We start from the raw sequence: 22,989 nt of genomic DNA, 5'->3' as shown, positions 1-22,989 counted from the left end.
CGGGGATGTCATGTCCTTGGCATTCCACCCCTCACGCAACGAGAAGGCCCACGTGAAATCAACGCGCCCGGCCCGGTGGCCCAGATGGCTGCTGGTGCTCTCGACCTTGATGGCCGTCCTCGGATCACTCACCCTTGGTTCCGCGCCCCGTGCACAGGCGGCCTGGCCCGACCCGGATCCCGGAGACCCGGTCTGCGGCCCCAGTTGGGTGGTGATCTCCGCCTACGGCACCGAGGAGGACACCACCCACACCGGCCCCGGCATGCAATGGGGATCCAGCGGAGTCAACAGCTGGTTCATCACCGGCCTGCTGAACGCCCTGCACGGCAAGGGCGTTCAGGACTCCACCATCGCGGTCCGCAATCTGAAGTACCCCGCTTCGTTCATCACCCCCTTGCTGCCGGACTACTGGACCGGGCTCGGCATCGGACGTGACCGGCTCGCGAGCGAGGTCAACTTCTACGCCGGCTGCCCCAACCATCCGCACCTCATCCTGCTTGGCTACTCGATGGGCGCGCATGTCGTGAAGTCCGCGCTCCAGGTGCCGTCCGTACAGGCGCACGCGGACACGATCGGCGCGGTCGTGACCGTCGCCGATCCCAGCCGCAACAACGGCCAGATCGGCATGGCCCAGTCCGGAGCCATGCTCACCATCAACCCGGACTTCAGCACCGGATCCGCGGCGGCCGGCGACGGCGGCCTGCTCGGCCGTATCGCGGTGCCCGGGGTGTTCGCCGGGTTCCTCTCCGACGGCCGGTACTTCGACGTGTGCCGTACCGACGACCATGTGTGCAACCGTCCCGGTGCGCCCAGCACCGATGACCTCGCCGGGCAGTTCGCGTACAGCCTGCCCGCGCACACCCAGTACGGTGCCGGTGACCGCGGCGCGACCGCGAACCGGGTCACCGCCAGAGCCGTCGCCGCCGCAGTCGACGCCACCGGAGGCGACCCCAACCCGGGCACCGCCTGCGCGCCGCACACCGATGCCGACCCCATGGGCGTAGCCGCCGTCACCGCCGCCTGCAACGTCATCGCCGCCTCCACCTGGTACACCTGGGGCGGCGGCCACGGCGTGTCCCCGCCCCAGGCCACCTACGGCACGGTCGACCGCAGCGATCCGGTGCGCAGCGCCAACGACCCCTACCGCAAGGGCTTCGACTGCTCCGGCTTCGTCCGTTACGTCTACTACCGGGCGGCGCACTACGACATCATCGGTGACCGCACGGCCGACTCCGCCTACCGTGCGCCCTGGACGGTCCGGTTCGGCGCGGCGCAGGGGTCGGGAGTGCTGCGGGCCGGGGACATCGTCTACTTCGGTACCTCTGCGCATATCCACCACACCGCGCTGTATCTGGGCAAGGGCATGATCGCGGAGGCGCCGCAGTCCGACGAGAAGATCCGTGTCTCCCCGATGTCCGCGCACTCGGACTACATGGGGGCGGTGCGTCCCTCCGGATACGGCAGCGGAGGTGGCGGAGGCGTCGGCGGAGCCAACTCGACCTGGGGCACCGACGTTCGCGTCCATACCTCTCCCTCCGTGCCCTCCCAGGTCGTCACGACTCTGGCCGGACCGACACCAGTCCGTATCGACTGCCAGAAGCACGCCTCGTCGGTGACCGCCGAGGGCTACACCAACGACGCCTGGTCGCATCTGCCGGACCTGGGCGGCTGGGTCTCCAACATCTACGTCAAGGGCCAGGCCTGGCTGGCGGGCATTCCGCCGTGCGACGGCTCGGCATCGGCCGGTGGCAGTCACTCGACCTGGGGAACCAACGTCAATATCCGTTCCGTTCCGTCTGTCTCGGCGCGCCTCGTCACCACCCTGGCCGCACCGACCGACGTCGACATCTCCTGCCAGAAGCACGCGGAGTCCGTCACCGCGGCGGGCTACACCAACGACGCCTGGAGTTACCTGCCGAACTACAACGGCTGGGTGTCCAACATCTTCCTGAAGGGCGACGCCTGGCTCACCGACGTCCCGACCTGTGGTGGCGGAAGCGACGCGGCCGTCGGCGGTGACCATATGACGTGGGGCACCGACGTCTACCTGCACACGGCTCCGTCAAGCAGCAGCGAGCGCGCCGACCTGCTCCCCGGTCCGACCGCCGTCAAGATCGACTGCCAGGTGCACGGGGAGTCGGTGACCGCCGAGGGCCTCACCAATGACGCCTGGAGCCACCTCGCCGACCGAAACGCCTGGATCTCCAACATCTACGTCAAGGGCGAAGCCTGGCTGGCGGGCGTGCCGGCCTGCGCGAGCGTTCCCGGCACGGGCGGCGAGACGCACGACACCACCCGCAGCACCTGGGGCACCAACGTCCGCGTCCACCAGAGCGCCGCCGGCGGCTCTCCCGTGGTGACCACGCTTGCGGGCCCGACCACGGTGGCAGTCGTGTGTCAGAAGCACGCCGAGTCCGTGACGGCGGACGGCTACACCAACGACGCCTGGACTCTGCTGGGTGACCAGCAGGGCTGGATCAGCAACATCTATCTGGTCGGACCCGACTGGGACCCCGCCCTGCCCGCCTGCTGACGGGCATCATCCGACCGCCGACAGCGGTGCTGCGAACGGCCGGGTCAGCCTCGGCTGACCCGGATCGTCTGCCTTCCGGGGCCGGGTGACGTGGTGGGCGCGGATCCGCCACCTCACCCGGCCCATCCCCACATGGAGCGGGCAACGCGTCTGCGAGGGCCGGCGGTCAGCGCAGCCCGATGGGTGCCGCTCTCAGCGGCTGACCGTTCAGCTCCTCACAGCCTGCTTCGTCCCACCAGAGCCCACCTCGTGTGGTGAGGTAGGGATGCAGCCCGTCCAAAATCCTGTGTGTGGAGGGAGCGACGCCCGTTGTCGGGGCGCCGCCCCCGTGCCTGACCGGGTCGGTCAGTTCGTCAGCGACAGGAGGGGAAAGGCGTCGATACCGGGACGGTGCCGGGTCAGCAGGTGGCGGGCGTGTTCCGTCAGGCGCCAGTCGTAGCCCAGGGACTCGACGGCGCAGCGGACGCTCGCGTACCGGGCGCCGGGGTGTCCGGCGCGCTGGAGGTGGAGCCAGGCGTCCAGTTCGCCCAGGAAGGTTTCGTCGTCGATGACGTCGCGTGCGCAGGCGAGGCGGGTGGCCCGGCCGCGCTCACGCTCGTACTCGCTGAATCCGCACAGCTTCAGGCTGACGGTTTCCGCGTCGGCCAGGGTGACGGGGCGGGTGTCCAGCAGGCCCTGCGCGAGGCGGTTGTGGTCGAGGGCCTGCTCGAGTGGCAGGTCCCAGACGCGGCCGCTGCGGTCGGTGAGCGGGATCGGGCCGGCGTCCTGCCTGGTGAGGCAGGGGCCGCGCAGGCCCGCGGCGGCAGCGGTGATCAGGGCACTTGCCTCGGACGGGTTCCAGCGGAGAACGTCCGCGGCCCACACGGGAATGTCGGAGTTCAGCGCGGTGCCGTTGCCGGTGAGTCGGGCGAGAAGGGTCGCTTCGGGTATCTCCCCGTCGAGGCCGGGGCCGGCGACGTGGACGGTGGTGCGGATCCCCGCCAGGTGGCAGGCCGCGAGCGCGAGCGCGTCGAGCAGGGGGCTGGCGAGCGTGGGTTCGTCGCCGTGGGCGAGGATGTCGCCGCCCACGTCGACGACGCTGATGTGGTCGACGGCGAGTACCCGGGCGGTTCGCCCGATCTGATCGGCGAGGCCTGCGATGCCGGCGTAGGGGTCGAGGAGCGCGAGCCTGGTCGGCAGGTGACCCGCGAGTCGCGGCAGGGTGGATCCGCGCCGTGCGATGGGTTCGGTGCCGGCGGTGACGAGCGGCACCGGGAGGGTGTCGTGGTCGAGGCCGGTGAAGTCGTGCGGGGCTGCGGGGCCGGGAACCGGGTCCACGGTGAGGCGCTCCCAGCCGTAGGTGAGGACGACGGCATCGGCCCCACTGCCGAGGCCGGCGTGGACGAGGGCGGCGCCGACCGGGTCACCGCCACCACCGGCCGCGATGAGCAGTTCGGTCACGAAGCGGCCCGCGCGGTGCGGATGCCCGAGATGCCGATCGGCGTGCCCATGTGCTTGCGGGCTCGCTTGTTCTGTTCGTGCAGACGCTCGTAGTACTCGCGGTCCAGCTGGACCACGGTGTCGGAGAAGAACATCCAGGACAGGATGTCGCGGTACTTGAAGCCCTCGGGAGTGAGCTGGACCCGGCGGCCGAGGCGGCGCAGGAGGCCGGTCTCCTCGGCGGCGTCCAGGATCGGCTCGAAGAGGTGGGCCTTGTCCTGGTAGCCGAACCGGTCCAGTTCGGTGAGGTCCAGGTCGAAGGTGTCCAGGACGAGGCGCTTGCGGATGATCTCCTCGTCGTCGAGGGCGAAGCCGGTGACGGGCCGCAGCGTGTGGGCGTGGGCCTTGGTGATGTAGTCGGCGACTTCGGACATGGACGGTTTGACGGAGCCCACCATGTAGTCGAGGACGCCCGTGTAGGAGCGGGCGCCGACGCCGAGTCCGAGCAGCGGCACACCGTGGAAGGTGAGCACCTTCTGCTTGTAGCCGCCGCGACCGAGCTTCTTGTAGCGGACGGAGCCTTCCTGGACGTAGCCGTGGTCGGTGAAAACCTGACGGGCGTAGTCGTAGCGCTCGTAGAGGTTCGGCGACTGTGCGTACTGGTAGGCGCCGGTCTTGGAGAACCAGGCATCGGGTCGCACGGTGAGGAAGTACGTGCTGATCGTGGACGGGTCGAGTTTCGCGAGTTCGTCGACGGAGGTGCGCCAGGTGTCGTCGGTCTGGCCGGCGAAGCCCATGATGAGGTCGGTCGACAGGTCCGGCAGGCCCTTGTCGTGGGCGATCTCGATGGCCTTGCGGATGACCTGCTCACCCGCCTGGCCGCGGCCGGCCTCACGGATCTCCTTCGGCACCAGGGACTGGATCCCTATGTTGGCGCGGGTCAGGCCGAGTTGCAGCAGGCCTTCGAGGGTGGCGGGCTCGTTGACGATCGAGTCCGGTGTGGCCTCGATGGCCACTTCCTCCACGGTGGAGCGCCAGTTGGGGTACACCTCGTCCAGCGTGCTGAACAACTGCTCGAAGTGGCGCAGCGACAGCAGGCTCGGGGTGCCGCCGCCGATGTAGACGGTGCGCAGCCGGCGGGCGCGGATGATGTCGGCGTGGTCGCGCAGCTGGGTGCACAGGGCGTTCATGTACGCCGTGTAGACGTCCGCGTCCTCGCTGATGATCGTGTACAGGTTGCAGAAGCCGCACTTGTAACGACAGAACGGCACGTGCAGATACAGGTTGAGCTCGGGCACCTGATACAGGCTCAGGTCCTGCTTCCAGGCGTCCTCGACGGCCCAGGAACCGTCCAGGGGCCGGTAGGTGGAGCGTGAGGGGTAGGAGTAGTTGTACGGCGGGATGACGCCCTGGCGGATGTAGTCGGTGATCTGTGCGGCGTAGCCGGTCACTCGGAGTTGCCCCTCTCGTGCAGGTATGACGGGTGGTCGTCCGAGAGTCAATCCGCGTATCGCTGCGGGGACCCAGGTCCGGTACCGACGAAACCCCGGCACGCTGAGAGCGCTCTGTGATGTGTGATGGTCCGAACTTCTGCGGAAGGGTCCCGTCCGTGAAGCCGGATCTTTAGGATCAGGGTCGCGGGCGAAGTGCTGGAGCTTCCTACAACCGTTGTCGTGAAATCGCCGTTCTGCTCTGGTTGTTACGTTCATGGCACCGGCCCGGCCGCGGCGTGTCTACTGCGCGGCGTGAAGAGGATCCTGCTGATCGAAGCGCTCGCGAACTCCGGCCCCTATCTGCTGGACGCCGCCCGTACACTCGGCGCGCACGTCTTCGTCGCCACCCATGAAGACGTCTACGAGAGCTACCCCGCCGCTCTGCGTGACCGGATCGACGGCACCGTGTTCACCGATCTCACCGACCCGGACCGGGCGCTGGCGGACCTGGCCGCGTTCGCCGAGACGACGGGGATCGATGCGGTGGCCGGATGCTGGGAGTTCTTCACCCCGCTCGTCGCCCATCTGGCCCGGCGTCTGGGGCTGCCCGGCAACGACCCCGGGCGCGCTCAGGCGTGCCGGAACAAGGCGGAGATGGCGGAGGCGTTCGCTGCGGGCCACGTGCCGGCGCCCAGAACGATCGTCGCGGACACGGCCGAACAGGCGGAACATGCCCTCGCCAGGGCCGACATCGGATTTCCGGTCGTCGTCAAACCCGCCGAGCAGGGCGGTTCCTGGGGTGTCAGCGTCGTCGGGAGCCCCGGACAGCTCGACGCCGCCGTACGGCATGCCCAGTCCTGGCCGGTCGCCGCGCCGCACGGCCTGCCCATGGATCAGCGTGTCGTCGTCCAGGAGTACGTCGGCGGGCCCGAGTTCAGCATCGACACCGTGGTCAGGCGCGACGAGTACTTCCACCTGCCGCTGGTCGAGAAACACACCACCGGCGGCGCCTTCCGTGCCGAGACCGGCCACACGTGCCCCGCCGCCGTACGGCACGCCGACCTCGTGGCGGTGCGGACAGCCGCCGAACAGGCCCTGAACGCACTCGGCATCCGCAACGGCGTCGCCCACACCGAGGTCAAGTTCTCAACCGAGACGGGCCCCGTCGTCATCGAGGTGGGCGCCCGCCTGCCCGGTGACCACCTGGTGGACGTCGTACGCCGAGCCTCCGGCATCGACGAGGCCCGGGCCTATCTGCAAGCCGTCCTCGACGCGAAGCCGGACGTACCAGCACCGCGCGAGGGGGCGTGCGCGATCCGGTTCCTCACTCCGCCGCGCGCGGGCACCTTCCGAGGGGTGACCATCCTCGGCCGGCACGACGGCCTGGTCGACCAGCACCTCACGACCCCGCCCGGCGCCGCCGTCGGCGGCGCCCACGACAACTCGGCCCGCATCGGTCACCTGGTGTTCACGGCCCCCACTCCCGGCCAGGTCAACGCCGACGCCGCTCGCGTACTCGCCCACACCCGCGTAGAAGTGAGCTGACATGCAGCGCATCGCCTTCCTCCGGTCCGCCGACATCCGGCGCGCCGACCCCTACATCCACGGCATCGCGCCGGTCCTGGCACACCTCGGCGCCGAGGCTCGCCTCTTCCACACCAATCGCCATGACTGCGGCCCCGATCTGTTCCCGGGTACGAGCGAGCGGCTCGACCCCGCCGCGACCCCGGACGACTTCGTGGAGCGGGTGCGCGCCTGGGGCGCCGACGCCGCCGTGGCGATCTCCCTGCCCGACGAGAACGCCCTGCGTGACGCCGTGGTCAAGACCAAGCTGGAAGCCGTCGGCGTCCGCACCGTCATGACTCCCCTCGCCGCCACGCGAATCCTGTGCGACAAGTGGGAGACCAAGCGGGTCCTGCACGCGCACGGCCTCACCACCCCGCCCGCCGTCCTGGTGGACAGTGACCTCCTCAACCACCGGGCGCTGCCCGTCCCGGCGTATCCGGACGCCGTCCGCCTCGCCGCCGAGAGCCTCGGCTATCCCCTCATGGCGAAGCCGCTGTGGGACTCCACCAGCATGGGCATCGAGTTCCTCCCCGATCCCGCCGCCCTCGACGGCTACCTGGCCGCCCGGCCGAGAGCGCACGCGGTCCTGGAGAAGTGCGTCGGCGGACGGCTCTGTTCGGTCGACATCGTCGGCGCCGGGGGCCACTACACCGTCATGCCGCTCCTCTGGACCGGCACCGCGGGAGGAGGCCCTCCCACCTTCACCTTCGACGATCTGCGGTACGTCGAACCCTCCCAGAACGACGACTTCCGACCCACCGCGCGGCGCCTGGTCGAGCTGTGCACGGAACTCGGCGTCGAGGGGTCCGTCAACGTCGACATGATCCACGCCGACGGCGTCTACCACGTCCTGGAGATCAACCCCAGGATCGGCGGCGCCACCACCCTGTCCATCGCAGGCAGCGGACTCAACACCTTCGTCGCCCTCCTCGACATCCTGCGCGGCACCTGGCCGACCCGCACCGACGCTCCGGCCGAACGGTTCGCGATCGAGTGCCTCACGGCGAACCCCACCCCCACGCTGCTCGCCGAACTCCGCGCCTGTGTCGACCTCGTCACCTGCCACGATCTCGTCATCGACGGGCACGACCACGGCGGCATCCTCACCTTCACAGTGGACCCCGGCGACGAGCAGCGCGCGGTGAAGAGTCTCGGCGAGCTGTCAGCGCGGACCGGCTTCATCGCGGCGCCCATGCTCGACAAGATCCGCCGCCTCCTCACCCCCGCTGCCCAGTGAGCGTCCCCACCGGCAGGCGATCGGCACGAGGTCGCGGCGACGGCCGACGGCGCGCCGGACGGCACGGCACCCCGCCCGGCGGCGGAGGTCCTCGCGGGCTGCGGGCCCGGGCAGGACTGCCGGTGCTCACCGGAGCGGGCCGCTTCGTGGCCGCGCACGCGGTCGACAGCCTGGGCACCGGGCTCATGTTCGCCTTCACCGTCGTCTACCTCACCCACGCCACCCGCCTCTCCCTCGCGGAGATCGGCGCGGCGCTCACCGTGGGCAACCTCTTCGCCCTGCCCACCCCCGCACTCGGCGGGGTCCTGCTGGACTGCTTCGGTGCGAAAGCGGTCGTCGCGCTCGCCAACCTCGTCTCCGCCGCCGGGTTCGTGGTGTTCCTCGTGGTCGGCTCCGCCTGGCAGATCAGCCTCGCCTGCCTCGTCGTCCAGACCGGAATCAACCTGTACTGGACGGCCGCGCGCAACCTGGTTCCCCTGGCCTGTGTGCCCGGCGAGGAGCGCCTGTGGTTCGGGTTCGTCTCGTCCCTGCGCAATCTCGGCATCGGTGCCGGCGCCGCCGTTTCCGCAGTCGCCCTGGCCGTGTTCGGTCCGGACAGCCTGTACGTGCTCATCGCCGCGAACGGCGGCACCTTCCTGTGCGCCGCGCTGCTGTTCATCACCTGGAAGCCGGTACGAGGCATCCACCCGCCCGGCTCGCACAAGGGGGGTGACCAGCCGACCCGACAGGGGAACTGGGGTGCCCTCCTGCGGGACGGCCGCTACCTCCTGCTCGTCACGGCCAACCTGGCCTTCGTGCTCGCGCAGATGGTGCCGCCGGTCCTGCTCGCCGTGTACGTCACCGACACCCTGCACGCCGGCACGTGGATTCCCGGCACCCTCCTGGTCGTCAACACCGCCGCCGTCGCCGTCCTCACCCCCGCCGTCACCAGCCGCTCGGCGCGTCACCGCCCGCAGCGTGCGATCGCGGGCGGGTTCCTCGTCGCCTCCGTCTCCTTCGCCCTCTTCGCCGCGCCCCTCGCCTGGCAGGGCGCGCCCGGCTGGGCCGTGGCCGCTGTTCTGACGGCGGCGATGCTGCTGTTCACCCTGTCGGAGATCCTCAGCTCTCCCGCGCTCAACGAACTCTCCGTGGCCATGGCCCCCGGCGAGGCCAACGGACGACACCAGGCCGCCTTCCAGCTGTCCTGGTCCCTCGGCGGCGCCGCGGCACCCGTCGTCCTCACCACGCTCCTGAGCCGGCAGCCCGTCCTTCCCTGGCTGCTCCTCGCCTCGCTCAGCGTGCTCGCCGTCCCCGCAGCCCACGCCCTCGCCCCACCCGACCGGGAGGAACCGCTGCCGTGATCCTCACGCACGTACACGACATCACGGACGTTCCCGCCGACCGGTGGGACGCCCTGGCCGCGCAGGCGGGCCTGTACCTGTCCCACCGGTGGCTCGCGGCCCAGCAGCACGATCCGACCGTCGAGGTCCGCTACGCACTGGTCCACGACAACGACCGTCTGATCGCCGCCGCACCGCTGTACCTGGTCGGCGCCGAACCCAACGCCCTCTACCGCGTGCACGAGCTCCTCCCCGACCGCACACCGGTCAGGACAGTGCTCGCGGGAGCCCGCCGCGGCTACGTCAACGCCCCGCTCCTCCACCCGGGCCTGACCCCCGACCGTCGACGCGAGGCACTGAAACTGCTCGTCGCGGCCGCCGGAACTCTCGCCTCGGCCCATGACGCACAGCCGTGGTGGCTGTACGTCACCGACGCGGCAGCCTCCGAACTGGCTGAAGCCTGCGGCACCAAGCCCACGCAGCTCGGCCAGGACGCTCACATCGCTCTGCCGGGCAGCACCTTCGACGACTACCTCGCCGGCCTGCCCTCCAAGCGGCGCGTCACCATCAGGCGCGAACGCCGGGCATTCGCCGAAGCCGGATACGAGCTGCGAACCCTGCGGCTCTCCGAGTGCGCCGACGCCGCCGGCGCACTGCTCGCCCAGTTGCAGGAGCGCCACGGCCACCCGGCCTCGCCCGACGACATGGCCCGGCTGCTGCGCGCACAGGCCGACGGCATGGCCGACAGCGGAGTGGTCCGTGCCGCGTATGCGGAAGGGCACATGGTCGGCTTCAGCCTCTTCTACCGCCATGCCGGCACCCACTGGCTGCGCGCCACGGGCTACGACTACCCACGACTGCGAGGCGCCCACGAGTACTTCAACCTCGTCTACTACCTCCCCATCGAGGACGCCTACGCCCACGGCTCCGGCGTCCTCCATCTCGGTATGGAGTCCCTCCGTGCCAAGACTCTTCGGGGTGCCGTCACTTCACCGCTGTGGGCGATCGAGGGGGCATGAGCGAGCGGACTCCGCAGGTTCACGACCCGCATACGGCGCACGCCAGCCTTCGCAGTGCCGGAGCGGGCCTCGCGGGGCCGCTGGTGAGGACAGCGGCCCCGCGAGGCGGGGTTCACACGCGGTCGGCCGCGATCAGGACGTACTGGAAGGAGCCGTCCCGGTAGGACTCGATGAACGCCTTCTCGATTCCGGTGACCAGTGAGGACGTGGCCCGCAGCTCCCAGTAGGGCAGTGTGTCCGGGGTGAGGTCGACGATGGTCTGCGGCACGAGCCGGTTGTCCGCCATGGCGCGCAGGTACTCGCGGCGGGAGTGGATGTTGCACTCGAAGTGGGCGTTGATCTGGGAGACCCACTTCGACGGCTGGCCGTAGCGGGGGTTCCAGCAGCCGGTGATCGTCACATACCGGCCGCCCACCTTCAGGAAGCGGGAGTGCTCGGCGAACAGGTCGTGCAGGTCCACGTACATCGTCGACTCGTTGTTCCACGAGGCCGTGACGCTGCCCTTTTCGAAGGGTGTGTCGAGCATGTTGCACACGCGGGAGCGGACATGGTCCTCGATGTGCAGTTCTCGCGCGCGCCTGTTGCCGAATTCGGCCTGGGTGGCGGACAGGGTGACGCCCTCGACCTTGCAGCCGAAGCGGCGGTGGGCCATGACCATGGATCCGCCGCGCCCGCAGCCGGCGTCGACGAGGGTGTCGTCGGGGCCGACGGGGCCGAGGTGGTCCATGAGGAACTCGGCTTGTGCGGATTCCAGCCGGTGCAGCTCCGCGATGAGCTTCTTCTCGTACTCGCTGTGGGCCGGGTCCCCGAGCGCGGCGTGGTCCACGGCGCCGATACCGTAGTGGTGGTGGTACAGCCCGTCCACGTCACCGAGGCGGAGGTTGACCGGCCGCGCCTCGTTGTTCCAGTAGCGGGCGATGTCCCCCTGGTACGGCGTCGCCGGGGCCGGGATCTTCGCGGTGGCGGTGGGGGTCGTTTCAGTGGTCACAGAAATGTCCGTTCCTTACCAGAAGTCGGGCAGGCTGTAGCGGTAGGTGTTGGTCCGGTGCCAGTCGTGGTTGCCGTCGACCCAGGCGGCCACGCCCTTGAGGAAGCGCAGCACGGCGGGGACGGGGCAGGACTGCGCGAGGTCGGCCGCGGCGGCCTCGAAGGCGTGCTGGAGTTCGTTGTGGACCTCGACGGCCTTCAGATAGGCGTCGCGCTCGGAGAGCTGCTCGCGTTCCGCGATCACCACCGGCAGGTTCAGGTGGCGGCCCGGGCTGTCGAGTTCCTTGGTGTACGAGTACAGGTCGTTGACGATGGTGGTCGCGTTGCCGGCGAGGGCGATGACCCGTTGCATGTCCGGCCGGGCATGCAGGTCGGCGGGCAGTTCGTAGCCGCCGACGCTGTCGGTGATCGTGGGACAGGGGCGGAAGTTGTTGAACTGGCGCATCGCCAGGTACTCCCACACCTCCGGTACGTAGCCGGTCTGTGCCCAGGCGGCCTCGGCGAGGTACCCCATGTGCAGCCGGGCCATGTCGTGCCGGTAGCGGTCGGCCTGCGAGGGGGTGGCCGCGTGGACGAAGTAGTCCATCGCGCTGCGGTACGCCCGGCGCGGGGCGTCCGAGGTGAGGGATTCCTGCCACGCCGGCGCGTACTCCCCGGTGGTGTGGAAGTGGTCGAGCGCGGTGTGCGCGAGGAGGAGGCGTCCGCCGAGACCGACGGGTGACCCGCCATGGTCCTCGCAGTAGCAGTCGTCCACCGCGTTCTCCGCGACCATCAGCCGCGTGGCGAGCATCAGGTGGTCGACCGTCGGAGCGTCGGGATGGCAGGCGACCATGTAGCGGCCCACCGAGAAGCCGTCGAACTGTCCCTCCCACTCCTCGGGGTAGAGCTGGACCTCCTCCTCGGCCCAGCACTTGATCCGGCGGCTCACCTCCTCGACGCGCGCGGGGTCGGGCTCCGGAATGGGGTGGTAGTAGAGGCCGGGTACGGCTCGCCCCTCGGCGGCCGGAGCCGACGCCGGGGACACCGGGTCCGGAAGCGGGGGCTTGTACCGGTCGGCCAGGGCGAGCGAGGCCGTGCCCAGTCCGGTCGGTCCGCGCAGGAGCTCCTGGAGGGCGGAGCCGGCGGCGCTCGTGTCGGGCGTTTCCCGCACGGCGGCGGCGCTCGTGTCCGGCGTTTCCCGCGCGGCGGCGGCGCTCGTGTCCGGTGTTTCCCGCACGGCGGCGGCGCTCGTGTCCGGCGTTTCCCGCACGGCGGCGGCTGGTGGCGATGCCGGTGGCGGCGGCTGGGTGATGATCGTGACCGGCGGATGCAGTGCTGCCAGAAAGTCGGAGGCGGTCGGCGTGGCCGGCAGGTGCGGGATCACCGGCGCGGGCGCGTCCGGCACGGCTGTGGGCGGCGTCGGCCGTTGCTCGGGGGATGCTGATCCGAGGGGCCCGGAGTCGGGCATCGGCGGCTCCTTGCTGCGGTGGGGTGGGTGCTCCGTTGCGCGTGGGGCGGGTCACGCGGGGATCCGCCGGGTGGGCCTCGGCGGGACCTGCCGTGGACCTGCCGCCTGGTCAGGGCTTCAGCGGGGCCTGGGGGCGATCTGCACGTTCTCCATCACGCCGAGGGCGTCAGGCAGGAGCACCGCGGCGGAGTAGTAGGTACTGACGAGGTAGGAGATGATCGCCTGTTCGTTGATGCCCATGAACCGCACGGAGAGCCCGGGTTCGTACTCGTCCACCAGTCCTGTCTGCCGCAGGCCGATGACACCCTGGCTCTTCTCGCCGGTGCGCATCGCGATGATGGAGCTGGTCTGCTCCTTGCTGATCGGGATCTTGTTGCAGGGAAGAATGGGGACCCCGCGCCAGGCCGGGACGGATTGCCCGCCGAGGTCGACATGGTCGGGATAAAGACCGTAGGCATTGAAGCCACGTCCGATGGCGGCGATGGTCCTGGGATGGGCGAGAAACAGTTTGGTGCCGCGCCTGCGGCAGAGCAGATCGTCCATCTCGTCCGGGGTCGGCAGGCCGGAGTGGGGCTGAATGCGCTGCTTGTAGTCGGCGTTGTGCAGCAGCCCGAACTCACGGTTGTTGATCAGCTCGTGTTCCTGACGCTCACGCAAGGCCTCGACAGTGAGCCTGAGTTGCTCCTCGGTCTGGTTCATCGGACCGTTGTAGAGGTCGGCGACCCGGGTGTGGATCCTCAGTACGGTCTGGGCGACGGAGAGCTCGTACTCGCGCGGCCGCAGTTCGTAGTCGACGAAGGTGCCCGGCAGTTCGGCCTCGCCGACGTGACCGGCCGACACGGCGATCTCGGCCTCACCGTGTTTGTTCTGCCGCTTCCGCCTGCGGGCGCTGAACTCGTCGACGTGGGCCCGAAGGTGGGGCTCGGAGTCCCGAACGGCGGCGAAGTCGGCACGGGAGAGGGCCAGGAGGGTGCCGGCGGTCTCGGCGGTGACCGTGCAGTCGTGGCGGGAGTCTTCGTCCGTCAGGGCGTTCGCACCGAAGTGGTCGCCGTCCGCGAGTACCGCGACGGCGACCTCTTCGCCGTACTGGCCCTCGGAGGTCTGGCTGACGCGGCCGTGGGCGATGAGGTGCACCCGGTCTGCGGGGCTGCCGCGCTCGACGAGGACTTCGCCCGCCGCGAAGTCACGCTGCGTGCAGCGGTCGGCGAGGGCCGTGAGGACGTCCGTGTCCTCGAAGCCGCGCAGAAGGGCCAGTTCACCGAGTTCCCGGGGGATCACCCGGACCGTGGCGCCCTCCTGGACGAACTCGATACGCCCGTCGCCGAGGGTGTGGCGCAACCTCCGGTTGACCCGGTAGGCGCCGCCCTCGGCCTCGACCCACGGCAGCATCCGCAGCAACCAGCGGGAGGTGATCTCCTGCATCTGCGGGGCGGACTTGGTGGTCGTGGCGAGGTTGCGGGCGGCGGCGGTGCTCAGGGACTGCTGCGGCGCTTCGGCGGTGGTCCGGGCTTCCGGGATGCTGTCGACGGACATCGGGGGGCTTTCTCCTTGCACGACGGGGCGTCCGGCGCACACGCGTGCGTCGACCGGGAGACAGGGAGGAGTGGGCAACGAGCGGGAGGGATCTTGGGAACCCGTCCAAAAGGTAGCCGCTGAACTGGCCGCATCCACCAGGGAGACGAGATGCTTACCTCGAAACAGTGACAATCGGTTGCAGGCGGTTTAACAGCCCGTTGTGCGTGATCGCGCCATCCTCGCGGGCCCGCACGGGCCGGCGCGCCACGACCGGCACCTGCCCAACAACGGGCAGTACCCGGCGACACAGCGCCGGCTTCCGGGGAGCAGCTGGAGCAGCTGCGTCAGTTCGTGCCCGAGACCTCAGGCTGCACGACGTGGTGTCCGGATCGGGTCACTGGTCGGAGACCTTGTGGACGGTGGTGTCGTCGGGGGTCAGCCGCCGGCCGTCCGCAGCCAGCACCTCCAGCGGGCGGAGGCGTTGCCCCTGCCGCCGGTCGACCAACTGAGAGTGGGGTTCGCCGGGGGCGAAGAAGCTCTGTTCGCCCCACTGCCTCAGGGCCACGATGACGGGGAAGAGCGCCTTGCCCTTGGGAGTCAGCACGTACTCGCGGTAGGCGCTGCCGTCCGATGCGGGGACGGATTCGAGGACACCGCCGGCGACCAGGGTGCGCAGGCGCGCGGTGAGGATGTTCTTCGCCACTCCGAGGCTGCGCTGGAACTCCCCGAAGCGCCGGCTTCCGTCGAAGGCGTCCCGCACGATCAGCAGGGACCACCAGTCCCCGATGGCGTCCACCGACCGGGCGACGGGACAGTCGCTGTCGTCGAAGCGCGTCCGGGTCACCATGACTTACCTCCCTCACGACGGTTGCAACATGCTACCAAGGTGGTTACCGTCTTCGCTGGTAGCAAGTTGAAACCAGATGTGCGGAGGGGTGCTGATGCCCGGCAACGGTGAGGCTGTGACACGACGGACCGGGACTCGAAGCGGGGAGGGTGCCGTATCCGTCCTCTCCCACGGCGTCGTCATACTGTTCGCCGTCGCCTGCGGGGCCGCCGTGGCCAACGTCTACTTCTCGCAGCCGCTCCTGGTGACCATGGGCCGCGACCTCGCCATGAGGCCCTCGCTCGTCGGCAGCGTGGTCACCCTCACCCAGGTCGGATACGGGCTGGGACTCTTCTTCCTCGTGCCGCTGGGCGACGTGGCCGACCGCAGACGGCTCGTCGTCGTCCAGTTGCTGCTCCTGGCGGCGGCACTGGCCGTGGCGGCCGCCGCGCACACGGCAGCGATCCTGCTCGCGAGCATGGCCGCGATCGGGCTTCTCGCGGTCGTCACGCAGACGCTGCTGGCCTTCGCCGCCGCCCTGGCCTCCCCCTCCGAGCGCGGCCGGGTCGTCGGTCTGGTGACCAGCGGCGTGGTCATCGGCATCCTGCTCGCTCGCACCGCCTCCGGCCTCCTGGCCGACATCGCGGGCTGGCGCTGCGTCTACCTCGCCTCGGCGTCGCTCACCGCTGTGCTCGCCCTGGTCCTGTACCGAGTGCTGCCACGCCGCGGTGCCGACGAACCGACCGGCCTGCGCTACGGACAGCTCCTGCGCTCCATGATCACCCTGTTCGCGCGAGAGCGACTGCTGCGGATCCGGGCCCTGTTCGGACTGCTGATCTTCGCCGCCTTCAGCACCCTGTGGAGCAGTGTCGCGCTGCCGCTCAGCGAGGCCCCGTACGTCCTGTCCCACAGCGCGATCGGGGCGTTCGGGCTGATCGGTGTCGCCGGCGCCCTGGCCGCGACCGTGGCGGGCCGCCTGAACGACCGCGGACTCTCCCGGAGGACCACCGGCATCGCCCTGGCGCTGCTCGCCGCCTCGTGGTTGCCCTTGGCCTTCCTCCGCAGCTCACTGTGGGCACTGGTCGTCGGGGTGATCCTTCTCGACCTCGCCGTTCAAGCGGTCCATGTCACCAACCAGACCCTGATCTACGCACTGGATCCGGACGCGGGCAGCCGGCTGATCGGCGGGTACATGGTCTTCTACTCCATCGGCAGCGCCACCGGCGCCATCGCAGCAACCTCCGTGTACACGCTGGCCGGCTGGGGCGCGGTGTGCGCGGTGGGTGCCGCGTTCAGCTGCCTCGGGCTCGCGCTGTGGGCTGTTACTCGACATGCCGGTGCGTCTGTCGGACGTGCCGTCAGGTAAAGATGGGGTCAGTGATGCAAGAGGGGGCCTCGTACACGCACCCTTACCCATGCCGTCCGGCAGCGCAGCCAGACCCAGCTGATCCTGCGCCGCTTCCTGCGCCACCGGGCTGCCGTGGCGAGCCTGGTGGTGTTCGTCCTGATCGTGCTGTGGGCGTTCATCGGCCCCCACCTGTGGCACTACTCGTACCAGAAGTACACTCCCGACAACTCCCAACCACCTTCCTGGAAGCACCCGTTCGGCACCGACTCCTCCCGGTACGACGCCTACGCGCAGGTCATGCGCGGCACCCAGACGTCGGTGAAGATCGCCCTCATGATCGCCTTGGGGTCCACCCTGGTCGGCGCGATCTGGGGCGCCATCGCGGGCTTCTACCGCGGCCTCGTCGACTCCGTCATGATGCGCATCGCCGATCTCGTCCTGACCCTGCCGCTGTTCGCCATCGCCCTGGTCATCGCCTCGCACAGCGGCGGCTCCTGGTACCGGATCGCGGTTGTCGTCGCGGGCCTGACCTGGGCCTACGTGTCCCGAGTCGTGCGCTCCGCCGTGCTGTCGCTGCGGGAGAAGGAGTTCGTGGAGGCCGCGAAGGCGCTCGGGGCCTCCGACGCGTGGATCATCTTCCGCCATCTGCTGCCCAACGCCCTCGGCCCGATCATCGTCAACGCGACCGTGCTGGTGGCCACCGGCATCCTGACCGAGACCGCCCTGTCCTTCCTCGGCTTCGGCGTCCAGCCGCCCGACACCTCCCTCGGGTTGCTGGTGTCCCAGGCCCGCACCGCGGTCGACACCCGGCCCTGGCTCTTCTACATCCCCGGCGCCTTCATCATCGCCGTCGCCCTGACCATCAACTTCATCGGCGACGGTCTGCGGGACGCCTTCGACCCCCGGCAGCAAAGGGTGCGACAGTGACCGCCGTCAACGTCGGGGACGAGACCGGCGCGGTCCTCGCGGTGGACGACCTCACGGTGGAGTTCCCCACCGAGGACGGCATCGTCCGGGCCGTCCGGGGCGTCAGTTACCGCCTCGGGCGCGGGGGGTCGCTGGGCATCGTCGGCGAGTCCGGCTCCGGCAAGTCCGTCACCGCTCTCGCCGTGATGGGGCTGCTGCCGGCCACCGCGCGGGTGCACGGATCGGTGCGGTTCGAAGACACCGAGTTGCTCGCACTGTCCGACGCGCGGCTGTCCGACATCCGCGGCAGCGGCATCGCGATGATCTTCCAGGATCCGATGACCTCCCTCAACCCGGTCTACTCCGCCGGGTACCAGCTCTCCGAGACGCTGCGGCGCCATCAGCCGGACATGACCGCGCGGGCCGCCCGCGAGCGGGCCGTCGAACTGCTCGGCGCGGTCGGCATCCCCAGCCCCGAGCGGCGCGTCGACGCCTATCCGCACGAACTGTCGGGCGGCATGCGCCAACGCGTCGTCATCGCCATCGCCATGGCCAACGCCCCGGACGTGATCAGCGCCGACGAGCCGACCACCGCCCTGGACGTCACCGTCCAGGCGCAGATCCTCGACGCCCTGGAGACCGCACGTGCCGACAGCGGCGCCGCCCTCGTCCTCATCACACACGACCTGGGCGTGGTCGCCGGCCACGCCGACCGGGTCGCGGTGATGTATGCGGGACGGATCGTCGGGACCGGCTCGGTCGAGGACATCTTCTACACCCCGCGCATGCCCTACACCCTCGGCCTCCTCGGCTCCCTGCCCCGCCTGGACCGCGAGGAAGAACGCCTCACCCCCATCACCGGCGCACCGCCCTCCCTGCTGAACCTGCCGCCCGGCTGTCCCTTCGCCCCGCGCTGCCCCATGCGCCGGAACGTGTGCGACGAGACCGAACCGCTCCTGCGCCCCGCGGGCCGTTCCACCCACCTCAGCGCCTGCCACTTCGCCGGCGAACTCGTCGACGCCGGCGCGGGCGAGATCTTCGAAACGGCGGGCGCCGACATCGACGCCCTGGCCCGGTTCGCCGACACCGCCCGGGGACCGGAGGAGGGCACCTCATGAGCGCACCCTCACCTGTCTCGGCCGTCCTGCCTCCGCTCCCCGGTCACGGCGGCAGCGGCGAGCCGATCCTGCAGGTCCGGGACCGGGGCGGCGGAAACCCGGTCGCCTGCCACTACGCGCAGAGCGTGGAACTGCTGTGACCTGCTCAGGCTGCTCTCCCCGTGGGGAGACCACGGCCGGCGGGACGGCGCCCAGGGCGATCGGGGCGGCACGGCTGCCTGCCTCAGCAGCTTCCCTGGGCTCCCGCCCTGAAATCGGGGTCGTTCTCCAGCGCCAGGACTTCGCCCTGCCACGACGCGTTGCCGTCCTTCCCGTCGGCCTCCTGTTCGGTGTAGTTGTTCCACGTCCTCACCGGATCCATCTCGATGGGCACGGGTTGGTCCGCCGTCGTGGGCGGACAGGCGCCCGCAACCGAGCAGAGGCTGCACGGGTTGCGGTCGACGACTGGTCCGTTGGCCGCCTTGTCGTCATCCGGGCTGCAAGCGGCAAGAGCACTCACAAGGACGACTGCAACGCTCGCGGCGGCACGCCTCATTCTCAACCCTCATCCTGCCGTCGCGCTGAGCCGGTGGCGGGATCGGCAACCGCACTGCCCTACCGGCGGCCGAGTGGACTCGCCCGGCCGCCGGTGCCCGCCCTTTCACCGGTGTTCCGCGGCCGCTTGTCTCGCGGTCGGCCGCTTTCACGGGGTCCGTGTCCGGTGTTCGGCCGCGGGGGTGCTGGTCAGTGGGTGGCGGGGATCTGCTGCGTGATGCAGTGGACTCCGCCGCCGCCCCAGGCCAGCGTGGTCGCGGGGACGCCCACCACCGTCTTGGCCGGGAACAACGACTGGATCACGGCCAGCGCCGGAGTGTCGGAGGACGGGATGTTCGCGGTGGGCACCACGACCCCGGTGGCCGTCGGGTAGTAGTTCGTGTAGCTGAAGGTGATCACCCGGTCGGTGCCCACGGTGAACTTCGGCAGGAACGGCATCTCCGTCAGCTGGAACCGGCGCCCGCGGGCATCCGTGGCCGATTGGAGGATCCGCTTGTTGCGCAGCAGCCGCGGGTAGTTGGCGTCGTTGGTGTCCGACGGCAGGTTGATGAGCAGGGAGGCCGGGCCCGCGTACGCCGCGACCAGGTCGACGTGGCCGTCGGTGATGGTGTCGCCGTACATGCCGTACGGCAGCCAGATCATCTTGCGGGCGCCGTAGGCGTCCAGCAGCGCCGCCTCGATCTGGGCCTTGGTCAGGTTCGGGTTTCGGTTGGGGTTGAGCAGGCATTCCTCGGTGCCGATGATCGTGCCCTCGCCGTCCTGGAGCAGGGCACCGCCCTCGAAGACCAGGTCGACCGGGAGCCGGGGCACGCCGAGGTAGTCGCAGACGCCGACCGGGAGCAGGTCGTCCTTGTCGTGCGGGAACTTGTTGCCCCAGCCGTTGAAGGCGAAGTCGAGGCCCAGGACGTGGGCGCCGGTGGAATCGACGCCGAAGATCGGGCCGTTGTCCCGGGGCCAGCAGTCGTTGATCGGGTACTCGATGACGGTGATGCCGGGGCCGACCTTGGAGCGTACGAAGTCGCCCATCCCCGTGTTGGCCACCATGGTCACCGGCTCGAACCGGGCCACAGCGCGGGCCACGGCCGCGACCTCGTCCTGGACCGCCGGGAGCTTGTCCCCCCAGTTGTCGGTGGCGTCCCACGGGAAGGCCATGAGACACCCGGCGTGCGGCGCCCACTCGCCGGGGACGGTGTACGTCGTGCCGTTGTAGGTGGCCGCTTCGGCACGACCCACTCCGACGGCGAGGCCGGCCCCCGTCGCGGCGGCCAGGGCGGCGGATCTGTTCAAGAAGCGACGACGGGACATGGCAGAAACCTGCATGGGGAGACCTTTCCGGTGGTGTCGAGGGGGGTGGCGGCTGCGGTGCGCGGGCGTGCGCGCATGTGGTCAGGACGCCGGCGCGGACGGAGACGGGGACAAAGACGCGGGCGGCTCGGTCGCGGCCGGCTCGGCGGACGTGTCGTCGGCGACGGCGATGCGGTCATGTGGCCTGCGGATGAGCAGGTAGAGCACGCCGGTGCCGAGCACGACGGCGACGCCGAGCGGCGCGGCCCAGATCTGGTACCAGGGCGCGCCGGGCGGTGCGAGCAGGGCGCGCGGCCAGCAGACGTTGACGACTTCGAAGCCGGCCCAGAGCGCGGCGAGGACGTTGAGCGCCGTCCCCCAGCGGCCCAGCCGGATCGCACCGGCCGGGACCCACGTCCCGCGCACCCGGGCGACGAGCGCGGCGGCGGACACCAGGAAGAAGGGCACGAAGGTGGCCGCCGTACCGAAGGAGATCAGTGATCCGATGGCGGTGGCGTTCAGACCGAGCAGCAGCGCGGAGGCGGAGACCAGCGTGGAGGCGACCAGGCCCCCGATCGGCGCGGCCCGCCGGTTGACCTTGCGGACCTGGGCGGAGAAGGGGAACACGCCGTCCCGGGCCAGCGAGTACAGTCCCCGGGCGGCACCGCCCTGCGAGGCCATGGCACAGGCCAGGAAGCTGACCAGCACGATCGCCACGAACGGCTTGTCGGACCAGGAGCCGAACGAGGTGACCACGGCCGTGGTCACCGGGTCGATGTCCTTGCCCGCAACAGCCGCCGCCGGGTCCGGGTAGGAGATCGCGACGGCCACGGCGTTGAGCATGACCACCGCGCCCACCGAGAGCAGCGCCCACCACATCGCCCTGGGCACCTGCCGGGCCGCGTCCTTGGTCTCCTCGGCGGTCGACACGCAGGCGTCGAAGCCGATGAACGCCCACCCGGCCACGGCGACGACCGCCATGAAGGCCATGGGCAGCGAGCCGCCCGACAACTGCTCGGCGCCGAAGGTGCTGGTGAACATCGAGAACGAGTGCTTGCGGAAGAACAGCAGCAGACACAGGCCGACCAGGACGGAGGCGATCGCCTCCCCCGCGATGCCGGCCGACACGAACCAGCGCAGTATGCCGATGCCGTAGGCGTTGACCAGGGAACAGGCCAGCACGATCGCCATCGCGACCGCGACCAGAGCCCCTGGAGACGGTACGACGCCGAAGAGGGCGAAGACCCACGGCGCGGCCAGGTAGGCGACGGTGGTGTTGCCGAACATCACGGCGAACTGCCACACCCAGCCGCCCAGCCAGCCGAACCGCGGGCCGATGAGCCGCCGGCCCCACTGATAGGGGCCGCCGGCCAGCGGCCACTGGGAGGTGAGTTCGGAGTACAGGTTGACGACCAGGCACTGGCCGGCCAGGACGATCGGGAGCGCCCAGACCCAGGCGGGTCCGGCGATCATCGTCGCGATCATCGAGACGGCGTAGAGGGCGACGACCGGGGACACCACCGCGAACCCCATCGAGATGTTGCCCAGGATGTTCAGGCTGCGGCGGAGTTCTTGCCGGTAGCCGAGCGCTTCCAGGCGGACGGCGTCGCTGTCGTCGGGGGGCAGGGGATGGGGCATGGGCGTACCTCGCCTTGTCGCACGAGCTAAAACTAACTTTGTTAGGCCGCGAACGTAGAGGTGTGACCGGCGTTTGGAAAGACCTTCCGGGTGAGTAACCTTGCGGAGTTGCCGAGATCGTGAGGGGGCGGGTCGTGGGCCGGCCACATCAGGCGGTACTGAACCGGACCGCCATCGCGCGCGCCGCGCTGGGCTTCATCGACGACCACGGTTACGAGGCGCTCACCATGCGCGCCCTCGCCGACCGGCTGGGCGTGCGCGGCGCCTCGCTCTACCACCACGTCCGCTCCAAGGACGACATCCTGGACGCGGTCGGGGAGCTGCTCGACGCCGAGATCGACGTCAGCCCGCTGCGGGACCGGCCCTGGCAGGAGGGCATCGCCGCCTATGCGCGCGGATACCGCCGCGTCTTCCTGCGACACCCCAACGCCATCTCGCTCGTCGCCCGGCGCGGGGTGCGCGGCACGGACGCGCTGCGCGAGTACGACACCTTGCTGGGCACCCTGGTCCGGGCCGGCTGTGAGCCGGGGCAGGCCCTGGAGGTCGGTGCGGCCATCGACTTCCTGGTGCTCGGCTCGGCCCTGGAGACCTACACCGCCGGCTTCACCCGCCCGCCCGGGGAATACCGGCCCACGTATCCGGCGCTCGCCGACTCCCTCGAGGCCGCGACCCGGCTGGACCCGGATCCGGCCGCCCTGGACGACCGCGGCTTCGAACGGGGCCTCACCCTGCTCCTCACCGGCCTGGCCCAGGAGCTGTCGTCCCACTGAACGACCGGGCGGGCGCCTCTCCCCACGGGGCCCGGGGCGTGTGGGGTGGCCTCCCCCGGGGGAGAGTGCCGGGCTGCCGATCCCGATCCT

19 protein-coding genes are annotated in these 22,989 nt (G+C 70.2%); 10 read left to right on the top strand and 9 right to left on the bottom strand.

The window, feature by feature from the left end:
* Positions 1 to 211 precede the first annotated feature (211 nt).
* Positions 212 to 2,533 (top strand): NlpC/P60 family protein, encoded by a 2,322-nt coding sequence (locus tag ACZ67Q_RS06365; RefSeq protein ID WP_471177144.1) that lies wholly within the window; start codon positions 212 to 214, stop codon positions 2,531 to 2,533.
* A 345-nt stretch (positions 2,534 to 2,878) separates the two neighbouring features.
* Here the strand turns inward: ACZ67Q_RS06365 and ACZ67Q_RS06360 are convergent, their stop codons facing one another.
* A complete protein-coding gene (locus ACZ67Q_RS06360; protein WP_471177142.1) occupies positions 2,879 to 3,973 on the bottom strand; it encodes a DUF1152 domain-containing protein in 1,095 nt (364 codons plus the stop codon).
* On the bottom strand, positions 3,970 to 5,403 hold the full coding sequence (locus ACZ67Q_RS06355; RefSeq protein WP_471177139.1) for a coproporphyrinogen-III oxidase family protein: 1,434 nt from the start codon (positions 5,401 to 5,403) through the stop codon (positions 3,970 to 3,972). Before ACZ67Q_RS06355 ends, ACZ67Q_RS06360 begins: the two co-directional genes overlap by 4 nt.
* A 294-nt stretch (positions 5,404 to 5,697) precedes the next feature.
* Here ACZ67Q_RS06355 and ACZ67Q_RS06350 point away from each other — a divergent pair, with 294 nt between their 5' ends.
* The 4 genes from ACZ67Q_RS06350 (at position 5,698) to ACZ67Q_RS06335 (ending at position 10,526) form a co-directional block, all read left to right on the top strand.
* Positions 5,698 to 6,930, top strand: a complete 1,233-nt coding sequence (locus ACZ67Q_RS06350) for an ATP-grasp domain-containing protein (RefSeq protein WP_471177136.1) — start codon at positions 5,698 to 5,700, stop codon at positions 6,928 to 6,930.
* A 1-nt stretch (position 6,931) separates the two neighbouring features.
* Positions 6,932 to 8,188 (top strand): ATP-grasp domain-containing protein, encoded by a 1,257-nt coding sequence (locus ACZ67Q_RS06345; RefSeq protein ID WP_471177134.1) that lies wholly within the window; start codon positions 6,932 to 6,934, stop codon positions 8,186 to 8,188.
* A 122-nt stretch (positions 8,189 to 8,310) separates the two neighbouring features.
* Positions 8,311 to 9,528 carry an MFS transporter gene (locus ACZ67Q_RS06340; protein ID WP_471177131.1) on the top strand — a complete coding sequence of 406 codons (1,218 nt, stop codon included), beginning with the start codon at positions 8,311 to 8,313 and terminating at the stop codon, positions 9,526 to 9,528.
* On the top strand, positions 9,525 to 10,526 hold the full coding sequence (locus tag ACZ67Q_RS06335; protein WP_471177129.1) for a GNAT family N-acetyltransferase: 1,002 nt from the start codon (positions 9,525 to 9,527) through the stop codon (positions 10,524 to 10,526). Before ACZ67Q_RS06340 ends, ACZ67Q_RS06335 begins: the two co-directional genes overlap by 4 nt.
* 112 nt (positions 10,527 to 10,638) lie before the next feature.
* Here ACZ67Q_RS06335 and ACZ67Q_RS06330 read toward each other — a convergent pair whose 3' ends face one another.
* From ACZ67Q_RS06330 to ACZ67Q_RS06315, 4 genes are all read right to left on the bottom strand, one after another.
* On the bottom strand, positions 10,639 to 11,514 hold the full coding sequence (locus tag ACZ67Q_RS06330) for a geranyl diphosphate 2-C-methyltransferase (protein WP_471177127.1): 876 nt from the start codon (positions 11,512 to 11,514) through the stop codon (positions 10,639 to 10,641).
* Between the two features lie 15 nt (positions 11,515 to 11,529).
* A complete protein-coding gene (locus ACZ67Q_RS06325; RefSeq protein WP_471177124.1) occupies positions 11,530 to 12,960 on the bottom strand; it encodes a family 2 encapsulin nanocompartment cargo protein terpene cyclase in 1,431 nt (476 codons plus the stop codon).
* A 117-nt stretch (positions 12,961 to 13,077) separates the two neighbouring features.
* Positions 13,078 to 14,493, bottom strand: a complete 1,416-nt coding sequence (locus tag ACZ67Q_RS06320) for a family 2B encapsulin nanocompartment shell protein (RefSeq protein ID WP_471177121.1) — start codon at positions 14,491 to 14,493, stop codon at positions 13,078 to 13,080.
* A 376-nt stretch (positions 14,494 to 14,869) separates the two neighbouring features.
* Positions 14,870 to 15,322: a winged helix-turn-helix transcriptional regulator gene (locus ACZ67Q_RS06315; RefSeq protein ID WP_471177118.1), complete on the bottom strand. Its 453-nt coding sequence runs from the start codon at positions 15,320 to 15,322 to the stop codon at positions 14,870 to 14,872.
* A 94-nt stretch (positions 15,323 to 15,416) separates the two neighbouring features.
* Here ACZ67Q_RS06315 and ACZ67Q_RS06310 point away from each other — a divergent pair, with 94 nt between their 5' ends.
* The 4 genes from ACZ67Q_RS06310 to ACZ67Q_RS06295 all read left to right on the top strand — a co-directional run bounded on the left by ACZ67Q_RS06310 (position 15,417) and on the right by ACZ67Q_RS06295 (position 18,813).
* Positions 15,417 to 16,667, top strand: a complete 1,251-nt coding sequence (locus ACZ67Q_RS06310; RefSeq protein WP_471177115.1) for an MFS transporter — start codon at positions 15,417 to 15,419, stop codon at positions 16,665 to 16,667.
* Positions 16,668 to 16,745: 78 nt separating this feature from the next.
* Positions 16,746 to 17,576, top strand: a complete 831-nt coding sequence (locus tag ACZ67Q_RS06305) for an ABC transporter permease (protein WP_471177729.1) — start codon at positions 16,746 to 16,748, stop codon at positions 17,574 to 17,576.
* On the top strand, positions 17,573 to 18,673 hold the full coding sequence (locus ACZ67Q_RS06300; RefSeq protein ID WP_471177113.1) for an ABC transporter ATP-binding protein: 1,101 nt from the start codon (positions 17,573 to 17,575) through the stop codon (positions 18,671 to 18,673). The genes ACZ67Q_RS06305 and ACZ67Q_RS06300 overlap by 4 nt, the downstream gene beginning before the upstream one ends.
* The gene (locus ACZ67Q_RS06295; protein WP_471177110.1) at positions 18,670 to 18,813 is read left to right on the top strand and encodes a hypothetical protein; all 144 of its coding nucleotides are present in this window, start codon (positions 18,670 to 18,672) and stop codon (positions 18,811 to 18,813) included. The genes ACZ67Q_RS06300 and ACZ67Q_RS06295 overlap by 4 nt, the downstream gene beginning before the upstream one ends.
* Before the next feature lie 83 nt (positions 18,814 to 18,896).
* On the opposite strand, the gene ACZ67Q_RS06290 is transcribed toward ACZ67Q_RS06295, so the two are convergent.
* The 3 genes from ACZ67Q_RS06290 to ACZ67Q_RS06280 form a co-directional block, all read right to left on the bottom strand.
* The gene (locus tag ACZ67Q_RS06290) at positions 18,897 to 19,046 is read right to left on the bottom strand and encodes a hypothetical protein (RefSeq protein ID WP_471177107.1); all 150 of its coding nucleotides are present in this window, start codon (positions 19,044 to 19,046) and stop codon (positions 18,897 to 18,899) included.
* Between the two features lie 350 nt (positions 19,047 to 19,396).
* A complete protein-coding gene (locus ACZ67Q_RS06285; protein WP_471177105.1) occupies positions 19,397 to 20,494 on the bottom strand; it encodes an agmatine deiminase family protein in 1,098 nt (365 codons plus the stop codon).
* Positions 20,495 to 20,593: 99 nt separating this feature from the next.
* Positions 20,594 to 22,129 (bottom strand): APC family permease, encoded by a 1,536-nt coding sequence (locus ACZ67Q_RS06280; protein WP_471177102.1) that lies wholly within the window; start codon positions 22,127 to 22,129, stop codon positions 20,594 to 20,596.
* A 134-nt stretch (positions 22,130 to 22,263) separates the two neighbouring features.
* Here ACZ67Q_RS06280 and ACZ67Q_RS06275 point away from each other — a divergent pair, with 134 nt between their 5' ends.
* Positions 22,264 to 22,899, top strand: a complete 636-nt coding sequence (locus ACZ67Q_RS06275) for a TetR/AcrR family transcriptional regulator C-terminal domain-containing protein (RefSeq protein ID WP_471177100.1) — start codon at positions 22,264 to 22,266, stop codon at positions 22,897 to 22,899.
* Positions 22,900 to 22,989 lie beyond the last annotated feature (90 nt).

This window comes from Streptomyces sp. NPDC036813 (assembly GCF_055609245.1).
Note: the sequence above shows the minus strand (reverse complement) of the source record. Positions and strands in the feature narration are given on the sequence as shown.

What these genes read in the sequence shown, in the direction of transcription:
- ACZ67Q_RS06345 (WP_471177134.1), top strand. Translation starts at nt 6,932, where the DNA reads ATGCAGCGCATCGCCTTCCTCCGGTCCGCCGACATCCGGCGCGCCGAC.
- ACZ67Q_RS06325 (WP_471177124.1), bottom strand. Translation starts at nt 12,960, where the DNA reads ATGCCCGACTCCGGGCCCCTCGGATCAGCATCCCCCGAGCAACGGCCG.
- ACZ67Q_RS06320 (WP_471177121.1), bottom strand. Translation starts at nt 14,493, where the DNA reads ATGTCCGTCGACAGCATCCCGGAAGCCCGGACCACCGCCGAAGCGCCG.
- ACZ67Q_RS06315 (WP_471177118.1), bottom strand. Translation starts at nt 15,322, where the DNA reads ATGGTGACCCGGACGCGCTTCGACGACAGCGACTGTCCCGTCGCCCGG.
- ACZ67Q_RS06310 (WP_471177115.1), top strand. Translation starts at nt 15,417, where the DNA reads ATGCCCGGCAACGGTGAGGCTGTGACACGACGGACCGGGACTCGAAGC.
- ACZ67Q_RS06295 (WP_471177110.1), top strand. Translation starts at nt 18,670, where the DNA reads ATGAGCGCACCCTCACCTGTCTCGGCCGTCCTGCCTCCGCTCCCCGGT.
- ACZ67Q_RS06280 (WP_471177102.1), bottom strand. Translation starts at nt 22,129, where the DNA reads ATGCCCCATCCCCTGCCCCCCGACGACAGCGACGCCGTCCGCCTGGAA.